General features: G+C 71.6%; 8 protein-coding genes. 4 read left to right on the top strand and 4 right to left on the bottom strand.

Annotated elements, in window-relative coordinates:
* Window positions 1–90: 90 nt before the first annotated feature.
* The 4 genes from AB0C15_RS30615 to AB0C15_RS30600 form a co-directional block, all read right to left on the bottom strand.
* Window positions 91–1,125, bottom strand: a complete 1,035-nt coding sequence (locus AB0C15_RS30615; RefSeq protein ID WP_357357841.1) for a GntG family PLP-dependent aldolase — start codon at window positions 1,123–1,125, stop codon at window positions 91–93.
* 114 nt (window positions 1,126–1,239) lie between these two features.
* Window positions 1,240–2,646 (bottom strand): class II 3-deoxy-7-phosphoheptulonate synthase, encoded by a 1,407-nt coding sequence (locus AB0C15_RS30610; RefSeq protein WP_357357839.1) that lies wholly within the window; start codon window positions 2,644–2,646, stop codon window positions 1,240–1,242.
* Window positions 2,647–2,738: 92 nt separating this feature from the next.
* Window positions 2,739–3,242, bottom strand: coding sequence for a hypothetical protein (locus AB0C15_RS30605; RefSeq protein WP_357357837.1), 504 nt, complete (start codon window positions 3,240–3,242; stop codon window positions 2,739–2,741).
* Window positions 3,243–3,423: 181 nt separating this feature from the next.
* A complete protein-coding gene (locus AB0C15_RS30600) occupies window positions 3,424–5,049 on the bottom strand; it encodes a glycosyl hydrolase family 18 protein (protein WP_357357835.1) in 1,626 nt (541 codons plus the stop codon).
* Between the two features lie 157 nt (window positions 5,050–5,206).
* Between AB0C15_RS30600 and AB0C15_RS30595 the strand changes: the two genes are divergently transcribed.
* The 4 genes from AB0C15_RS30595 (at window position 5,207) to AB0C15_RS30580 (ending at window position 8,539) form a co-directional block, all read left to right on the top strand.
* Window positions 5,207–5,698 carry a glutathione peroxidase gene (locus AB0C15_RS30595; protein ID WP_357357833.1) on the top strand — a complete coding sequence of 164 codons (492 nt, stop codon included), beginning with the start codon at window positions 5,207–5,209 and terminating at the stop codon, window positions 5,696–5,698.
* Window positions 5,699–5,925: 227 nt separating this feature from the next.
* Window positions 5,926–6,600, top strand: coding sequence for an NADPH-dependent F420 reductase (locus AB0C15_RS30590; protein WP_357357831.1), 675 nt, complete (start codon window positions 5,926–5,928; stop codon window positions 6,598–6,600).
* A gap of 395 nt (window positions 6,601–6,995) precedes the next feature.
* Window positions 6,996–7,865, top strand: coding sequence for a DUF4397 domain-containing protein (locus AB0C15_RS30585; RefSeq protein ID WP_357357829.1), 870 nt, complete (start codon window positions 6,996–6,998; stop codon window positions 7,863–7,865).
* The gene (locus AB0C15_RS30580; protein WP_357357827.1) at window positions 7,862–8,539 is read left to right on the top strand and encodes a class F sortase; all 678 of its coding nucleotides are present in this window, start codon (window positions 7,862–7,864) and stop codon (window positions 8,537–8,539) included. The genes AB0C15_RS30585 and AB0C15_RS30580 overlap by 4 nt, the downstream gene beginning before the upstream one ends.
* Window positions 8,540–8,744: the final 205 nt, after the last annotated feature.

The following is an 8,744-nucleotide window of genomic DNA, read 5'->3' as shown; positions in this document are numbered from 1 at the left end:
CCACCGCCCGCAACAGTCACAGACCCACTCGGACACCTCGCGAAAATAGCTCTGACCTGGTGTGCCCCGGCAGGGAGGGGGCTGGGCGGGTCAGGACGCCGTCAGGATTCGGGGTAGAGCTTCTACTGCGTGGTCGATGTCCGCGTCGCTGACGCCCAGGTGGGTGACCAGACGGGCGGTCCGGGGGCCGAGCACCGAGATGAGGACGCCCTCCTCCCGCGCGACGGCCGCCAGGGCACGTGCGTCCAGCGTGTGCTTGGTCAGGTCCAGCGCGACCAGATTGGTGCGCACGGTGGTGGCCAGCACACCGAACGGCGCGACCGCCTCGGCGAGCCGGGCCGCCTTCGCGTGGTCGTCGGCCAGCCGGTCGATGTGCTGCGCGAGCGCGTACCGGCCGGCGGCGGCCAGAATGCCGGCCTGACGCATGCCACCGCCCATCCGCTTGCGGATCGTCCGGGCCCGCGCGATCTTCTCCGCGCTGCCCACCACAAGTGAACCGACAGGTGCGCCGAGGCCCTTGGAGAGGCAGACCGACAGCGTGTCGAAGAGCCGACCGTACTCGATCAGCGGCACCCCGTCGGCGACGTGCGCGTGCCAGATCCGGGCGCCGTCGCAGTGCAGCGCGAGACCCGCGTCGTCGGCGACCCTGCGCAGATCCCGCAGGGTGGCCAGCGGAATCACCCCGCCACCGCCACGATTGTGGGTCTGCTCGACGGCGATCGCCCGGGTGGGGACGGCGAAGTAGCCGTCCGGCCGGATCATCCCGGCCACCACCTCCGGGTCGATGTCCGCGCCGACCGCGGGCCAGGTCCGCGAGGAAATTCCGCCGTACGCGGCCGCGGCGCCGATCTCGTACGTGACCACGTGCGCGTCGGCGTCGCAGAGCACCTCGTCACCCGGCGACACCAGCAACTGCAGAGCGATCTGGTTCGCCATCGACCCGCTCGGGGCGAACAACGCCGCCTCGTGCCCGAACAGGGCGGCCACCTCGGCTTCGAGCGCGTTGACGGTCGGGTCCTCGCCGTAGACGTCGTCGCCCACCTCGGCGGTGGCCATCGCCTCCCGCATCCCGGCGGTCGGCCGGGTCACCGTGTCGGATCGCAGGTCCACGAACAGGTCAGCCACTGTCATCCTTTCGACCGCCGGTTGCGGGTCTCGCACACCTGGTCACGGTCATTCTTCTCGGCTGTCGGCGGGGGTCGGCAACCTCAGCCGCGGTCATCCCTTCGGCCACCGACTTCAGCCACGGAGCATCTCGGCTACGAGGAAGGCCAACTCCAACGACTGCTGGGTGTTGAGTCGCGGGTCGCAGGCGGTCTCGTAGCGGTCCGGCAGGTCGAGGTCCTCGATGCCCTGGGCACCGCCGAGGCACTCGGTGACGTCCTCGCCGGTCAACTCGACGTGCAGGCCGCCGGGGTGGGTTTCCAGCCCCCGGTGCACCTCGAAGTAGCCGAGCACCTCGTCGACGATGCGGTCGAAGTGCCGGGTCTTGTAGCCGTTCGACGACTCGTGCGTGTTGCCGTGCATCGGGTCGCACTGCCAGACCACCTTGGCGCCGGCGGCGGTGACCTTGGCGACGATCGGCGGCAGCGCGTCGCGTACCCGATGGTTGCCCATCCGGCTGATCAGGGTGAGCCGGCCGGGGATGTTGTCCGGGTTGAGCTTCTCGCACAGCTCGATCGCCTCGTCCGGGGAGGTGCCCGGGCCGAGCTTGACCCCGATCGGGTTGGCGATCCGGGAGATGAAGTCGATGTGCGCCCCGCTGATCTGCCGGGTGCGCTCGCCGATCCAGAGGAAGTGCCCGGAGAGCCCGTACGCCCGACGGTCGGAGACCCGGGTGAGCGCCCGGTCGTACTCCAGGGCGAGGGCCTCGTGGGAGCAGTAGAGCGTGACGGTGCGCAGCGCCTCGTCGTCGGTCATGCCGCAGGCCCGGATGAAGGCCAACGCCCGGTCGATCTCCCGGGCGATCGCCTCGTAACGCTCCCCCGCCGGGGAGTTCTTCACGAAGCCCTTGTTCCAGTCGTGCACGGCGTGCAGGTCGGCGAGCCCGCCGGCGAGGTACGCCCGGAGCATGTTCATCGCCGCCGCCGAGTTCGCGTACGCGCGGATCATGCGCTGCGGGTCGGCGACCCGGGCGGCCGGGTCGGCCTCCAGGGAGTTGATCATGTCGCCGCGGTACGCGGGGAGGCCGCGCGCGTCGGTCGGCAGCGAACGCGGCTTCGTGTACTGCCCGGCGACCCGGGCGACCTTGACCACCGGCAGCGACGCGCCGTAGGTGAGCACGATCGCCATCTGGAGCAGGGTGCGGGCGTTGGCCAGCAGGTGGCTCTCGGTGTTGTCCACGAACGTCTCGGCGCAGTCACCACCCTGCAGCAGGAACGCCTTGCCCTCGCACACCAGGGCGAGCTTCTGCCGCAGTTGGTCGACCTCGTAGGGCGCGACGACCGACGGCACGGTGTCGAGGACCTTGCAGACCGCGGCCACGGCGGCCGGGTCGGACCACGGCGGGACCTGCTCGCGGGGCAGCTCCCGCCATCGGTCCAGGCCGAGCGCGGCGTCCTCGGCGGAGTCGACGGTCGGTCGGCTGGTCTGCAGGCCCGGGCTACCCACCGCGGGATGGCTCAACTGATGCCACTCATGGCGCATGACAGAAAGCGTACGGCGACGGCCGCGGTGACCGGGCGCCGAGGGGGACGGTTCCGGCAGATGGGAGATCAATCCGCCGAGCGCTGGTCAGGTCACTCGGGCACGAAGACGCCGGTCGGCGACGGCGCAGCGGGCGCGCTGCCCGGCGCTTCGCTGGCGATGCACCAGTCGCTGCCGTCCCGGGTGACGGTGAAGACCAGCGGCCGGGTGACGGTGCGCTTGCCGACCGCGACCGAGACCGAGACGCTGACCTCCTGGCCGCGCGGACCGGACCGGATGTCGGTGATGGCCGCCTCCGGCACCTTGAAGTGGTCGGCGAAGTCGCCGTTGGGACCGGTGGCGCCCAGGTCGAAGCCGTCGTGCAGCAGAGCGCAGAGCTGGCTGCGGCCGGCGTCGACGTCCTTGGCCGCCATCGCGTCGAGGTACGCCTGCACGCGCTCACGGGAGCGGGTGGCGGCCTCCTCGGCGGGGACTCGGGCCGGCTTGGCGGGGGACTCGTCCTCGTCTCCGCCACCGAACCCGCAGCCGACCAGGGCAACCGGCAGCAGCACCAGCCCGGCGGCGCTCGCCGCCAGCCTGCGGTGGGTCCGGCGCATGATCACCTCCGTCGACGGTGAGATCGAGACGTGCCGAGCCGCGAGTCTGCCACATCGGGCTGGGTGAGCCCAACGGCGGCGGCCCGACCGACGCTTGGCGTCGACCGGGCCGCTGTGTCACGGGCGGGAAGGGACGGTGCGGGCCCCTCCCCGCCGTGTGGGTGGTGCGTCGGCCCTCGGCTCAGCCGAGACCGCCCTTGATGGCGCCGATGAGCTCGCCGTTGCTCGTGTCACCGGAGAGCTCCCAGAAGAACGCGCCACCGAGGCCCTGGTTGTTCGCGTACGTCATCTTGCCGTTGATGGTCGACGGGGTGTCGTAGCTCCACCAGTTGCTGCCGCACTTGGCGTACGCGGTGCCGGCGACCGTGCCGGTGGCCGGGCAGGTGTTCTTGAGGACCTTGTAGTCCTCGATGCCGGCCTCGTAGGTGCCCGGTGCCGCGCCGGTGGCGCTGCCTCCCGGAGCGGCCTGGGTGACTCCGGTCCAGCCCCGACCGTAGAAGCCGATGCCGAGCAGCAGCTTGTTCGCCGGGACGCCCTTGCTCTTGAGCTTCTGGATCGCCGCGTCGGAGTTGAAGCCCTGCTGCGGGATTCCGGTGTACGAGGTGAGCGGGGAGTGCGGTGCCGTCGGACCCTGGGCGGCGAAGGCGCCGAAGTAGTCGTAGGTCATCGGCATCAGCCAGTTGAGGTTGCCGATGGCACCGGCGTAGTCGGTGGCGTCGATCTTGCCGCCGTTGCTGCCGTCCGCGGTGATGGCGGCGGTGACCAGGGCACTGGACCCGAACTTCGACCGCAACGCGCTGATCACGTTCTTGAACGCGTTCGGGCCGCTGGTGTCACAGCTCAGACCGCAGGCGTTCGGGTACTCCCAGTCGACGTCGATGCCGTCGAAGACGTCCGCCCAGCGCGGGTCCTCGACGAGGTTGTAGCAGCTCTCGGCGAACGCGGCCGGGTTCTGCGCGGCCTGGGTGAAGCCACCGGACCAGGTCCAGCCACCGAACGACCAGATCACCTTGAGGTGCGGGTTGAGCTGCTTGAGCTTGCGCAGCTGGTTGAAGCTGCCCCGCAGCGGCTGGTCCCAGGTGTCGGCGACGCCGTCGACGCTCTCCGCGGCGGTGTACGCCTTCTCGTAGTCGGCGTAGCTGTCACCGATGGCGCAACGACCGCCGGTGGTGTTGCCGAAGGCGTACAGGATGTGGGTCAGCTTGGCGGCCGAGCCGCTGGTCTGGATGTTCTTGACGTGGTAGTTGCGCCCGTAGACGCCCCACTCGGCGAAGTAGCCGACGATCTTCTTGCCGCCCGGGTTCGGCGGGTTGGTGGTCGGCGGTGGCGTGGTGGGCGGTGGGGTGGTGGGCGGCGTCGTCGTCGGTGGGGTGGTGGTCGGCGGCGTCGTGGTCGGCGGAGTGGACCCACCGCCGCAGGCCGCACCGTTGATGGTGCAGTTCAGCGGCGCCTTGTAGGCACCGCTGCCGTTGTAGCCCCAACTGAACGAGGCGCCGGGGGCGATGCCACCGGCCCAGCTCTTCTTGACCGCGACGTAGTGGTTGCCACTGCTGGTGACGTCGGCGTCCCACGCGCTGCTGATGGTGGTGCCGGACGGCAGGTCGAACTCGATGCGCCAGGTGGTGACCGTGGCGCTGGAACCGTTGGTGACGGTCACCCTCGTCTCGTGACCGGTCCCCCAGTCCTGCGCCTTGGTGAAGGTGGTGGTGACCGTGCCGGCGCCGAACGCGGTGGTCACCGGCACCGTTGCGACGGTCACGGCGACCACGGCACCGGCCCAGAGGGCCCGGCGGAGCGATCTTTTCATGCGGCGTCTCCCGAACTGTTAGGAAACTTTCCAAAAGAGATGGTGAGACGGTACTCACGCCGTCATCAGTTCGTCAAGATGCGCATGTTTCGATTTCTCCTGGTGCATGGAGTGCCCTTGCCCCGGACCGTCGGTGGCCGGCGCGTAGCCTCGGCCCATGACCGTCTTCGACATCCCGATCGACGCCCTCACCGGCGGCCCCGCCGACCTTGACCGCCACCGCGGCAAGGCGATGCTCGTCGTCAACGTGGCCTCCCGCTGCGGCCTCACCCCGCAGTACGCCGGCCTGCAAAAATTGGCCGACACCTACGCCGACCGGGGCCTGGTGGTCCTCGGCGTGCCGTGCAACCAGTTCGCCGGGCAGGAGCCGGGCAGCGCCGCCGAGATCAGCGACTTCTGCCAGGTCAACTACGGGGTTACCTTCCCGTTGACGGAGAAGGTCGACGTCAACGGTCCGAACCGGCACCCGCTCTACGCCGCCCTCGTGGACACTCCGGACGCCGACGGGCACACCGGTGACGTGCGGTGGAACTTCGAGAAGTTCCTGGTCGCCCCGGACGGCTCGGTCGCCGCCCGCTTCGCCCCCACGGTCGAGCCCGACTCCGACGACCTCCGCGCAGCCATCGAGAAGACCCTCCCCACCGCCTGAGTCGACCCTCCCCGACCTCACCGGAGAGTGGCAGCTCCTCGGAGAGCCGGTCGGCGACCAGGGTGGGCAGTACGGTGTGCGGGACGGAAGCGCAGCGCCGCCACCAGGGCATCCGCCGGGACGGCGACGGTCGCGAACGGTCTGCGCAGCCACCCGACAGTGGGTGATCGAAAAACCCACCAGCCTGGTCGGGAATTCGTCGAGGGTGGACGGAGTTGGGGACGAGCATGACAACTGTGGGACTGATCGGCAGTGGCAACATCGGCGGCACCGTGGCCCGGCTGGCCGTCGACGCCGGCTACGACGTGGTGCTGAGCAACTCGCGAGGCCCAGAGACCCTCACCGACCTGGTCGAGACCCTGGGCGAGCACGCCAGCGCCGGCACCGCGCAGGACGCGGCGCAGGTCGGTGACATCGTGGTGGTCACCGTGCCGCTGAAGGCGTACCGGGCGGTGCCGGTGGAACCGCTGGCCGGCAAGGTCGTCATCGACACCAACAACTACTACCCGCAGCGCGACGGCGTCTTCCCGGAACTGGACTCGGGAGAGACCACGAGCAGTGAACTGCTTCAGCGGCACCTGCCGGAGTCAAGGGTGGTCAAGGTCTTCAACAACATCTACTTCAAGGGCCTGGCCGCGCTCCCCCGCCAGTCCGGCGCCACCGACCGTAGCGCCCTCGCGATCGCCGGCGACGACGCCGCAGCGAAGGCCGAGGTGACCGCCTTCCTGGACCGGATCGGCTACGACGCGGTCGACGTCGGCCCGCTGGCCGAAGGGTGGCGCTACCAGCCGGACACCCCGGCGTACGGCACGCTCTACTCGGCCAGCCCGACCGACTGGGAGCACCCGGCCCCGGGCGACGCCGCCAAGGTGCGCGCCGCCGTCGCCGCCGCCACCCGCTGAGCAGGGGCCTGTCGCCGCCCGCCTCGCGATCGCCCTCCGGGTGAACGTACGGCGGGCGGCGACAGTGGACGCCGATCTTCGGCTGGTCCGGGTCGTCGAGGCGGGCGCGGGCGGAGTCCTCCCCGACCTGCTGGGCCTCCTAGCCGTCCGCGATCGGTAGACGAGCACCCGCCGCACGAACGAGAGCCTGACCCTGCACAACTTCGGGGATGTTGCTGCCTCAAGCCGTCGCGAGGCAGCAACATCCCCGAAGTTGCGCGGATCTTGAGGGGCGCGGGGGCGCGGCAGGGGTGGACGCGACAAAACATGGCTGTGGCAACTTGCGTCGTAGTCCTGTTCACGGGACCCTGTTCTCTGGGTTGCCGCCCGCTCACCGAACGTGCCCCGGAGGCGACATGCACACGTTCCGTACCATGCCCCGCCGGCTGTTGGCCGGCTCCGGCGCGCTCCTGCTCGGCACCGCCCTCGCGACCGCCGCCATTCCGATTCCGGCAGGTGCCGCGACCGGCGCGGACAACATCGGATACGTCCGGCTCGCGCACCTCTCCCCGGACACGCCGGCGGTGGACGTCTACCTGGCCGCGCCGGGCGCGGCGAAGCCGCAGGTCTTCCCCGGGGTCGGTTACGGCGTGGTCTCCGACTATCTGGAACTCGCGCCGGGCCGGTACGCGGTGGCCATGCGTGAGGCCGGCGCTCCCGCCAGCGACCCTCCGGTGCTCACCACCGAGGTCGCGGTGAGCAGCGGCGACGCCTACACGGTGGCCGGTGTCGGCCGGCACGCCGACCTCGGTCTGCGGGTGCTCAACGACGATCTCAGCGCCCCCACCGACGGCCGCGCCAAGGTGCGGGTCGTGCAGGCGTCCGTTCGCACCCCGGTACTCGACGTGGCCGCCGCCGACGGCCCGAGGATCGCCGACGGGGTGCAGTTCGCCACCACGACCGACTATCAGCAGGTCGAGCCGGGGAATTGGCGGCTGAAGCTGACGGGTGCCGGCGGTCCGAGCGCCGACGCGGAGGTGCGGCTCACCGGCGGTGCGGTCTACTCACTGCTGGTGCTCGACGCGCGGCAGGGCGGGCTCACCGCCGAACTGCGTCGCGACGCCGAGGGCGGCACCGTCGTCCCGGCCGGCGGGGTGGACACCGGCGCCGGTGGCACCGCCGGGGCGGGCCTCGACGCGTACCCCCTGGTGGCCGGCGGTCTGGCCGTGACGGCCGGCGCGGTGGCCCTGCTGCTCTGGCGCCGGCGGCGGCGCACCACCTGGTGAGCGCCGGGCCGGATCGGTCGATCCGGCGGCACCGGGACCGCCGGGCGCCGCTGGCCGCGCTTGTCGCGGCCGGCGCGGCGGTCTGCCTGGCCGCCGGCACCGGGGTCGGGCTGGCCACCACCGACCCACCGCCGCCGCCGGCGAGCTGGCACCCCGGCTGCGGCGACGACTGCCCGACGGTGGCCGCCGCGCCCGCGCCACAGGGTCCCCCCACGCGGGTACGCGTACCGCGCATCGGCGTCGACTCACCGCTCACCGTGCTGGGGTTGGACCGCACGGGTGCGCTTGTCCCACCGACCGACTTCGACACCGCCGGCTGGTACGGCGGCGGCCCGGCCCCGGGCGACACCGGCCCGGCCGTCCTCGCCGGGCATCTGGACTCGCGACGCGGCCCGGCGGTCTTCGCCGAGCTCGGCGAGCTACGGCCCGGCGACCTGGTGGAGGTGTGGCGCGGCGGGCAGCGGTTGTCGTTCCGGGTGACCGGGTCGCTACGGACCCGCAAGGACCGGTTTCCGACGGCCGTGGTCTACGGGCCGACGCCCGGCGCGGAGTTGCGCCTGGTCACCTGCGGGGGTGACTTCGACAGGCGGCGGGGTCACTACGTCGACAACGTGGTGGTGTTCGCGGTGACCGAGGCCGGCGGCCCGTTCCTGCCGTCGTCCGCCGCGGGCTGAGCCGCGCGCAGCCCCGTGATCCACTCGAGTCCACTGATATCGGGGCGTCCGCTGTGGCCGGACACCGCAGTTTCCCGAAACCCGAGTGGATCAAGTGCGCGGGGCGGGGGTCGCGCGGAGTCGCGCGGGGCGCGGAGTCGCGCGGAGTCGCGCGGGGCGCGGGGTCGCGCGGGGCGCGGGGTCGCGCGGGGCGCGGGGTCGCGCG

Origin of the sequence: Micromonospora sp. NPDC048835, assembly GCF_040649995.1 — a bacterium.
Taxonomy (GTDB): Bacteria; Actinomycetota; Actinomycetes; order Mycobacteriales; family Micromonosporaceae; genus Micromonospora.
Note: the sequence above shows the minus strand (reverse complement) of the source record. Positions and strands in the feature narration are given on the sequence as shown.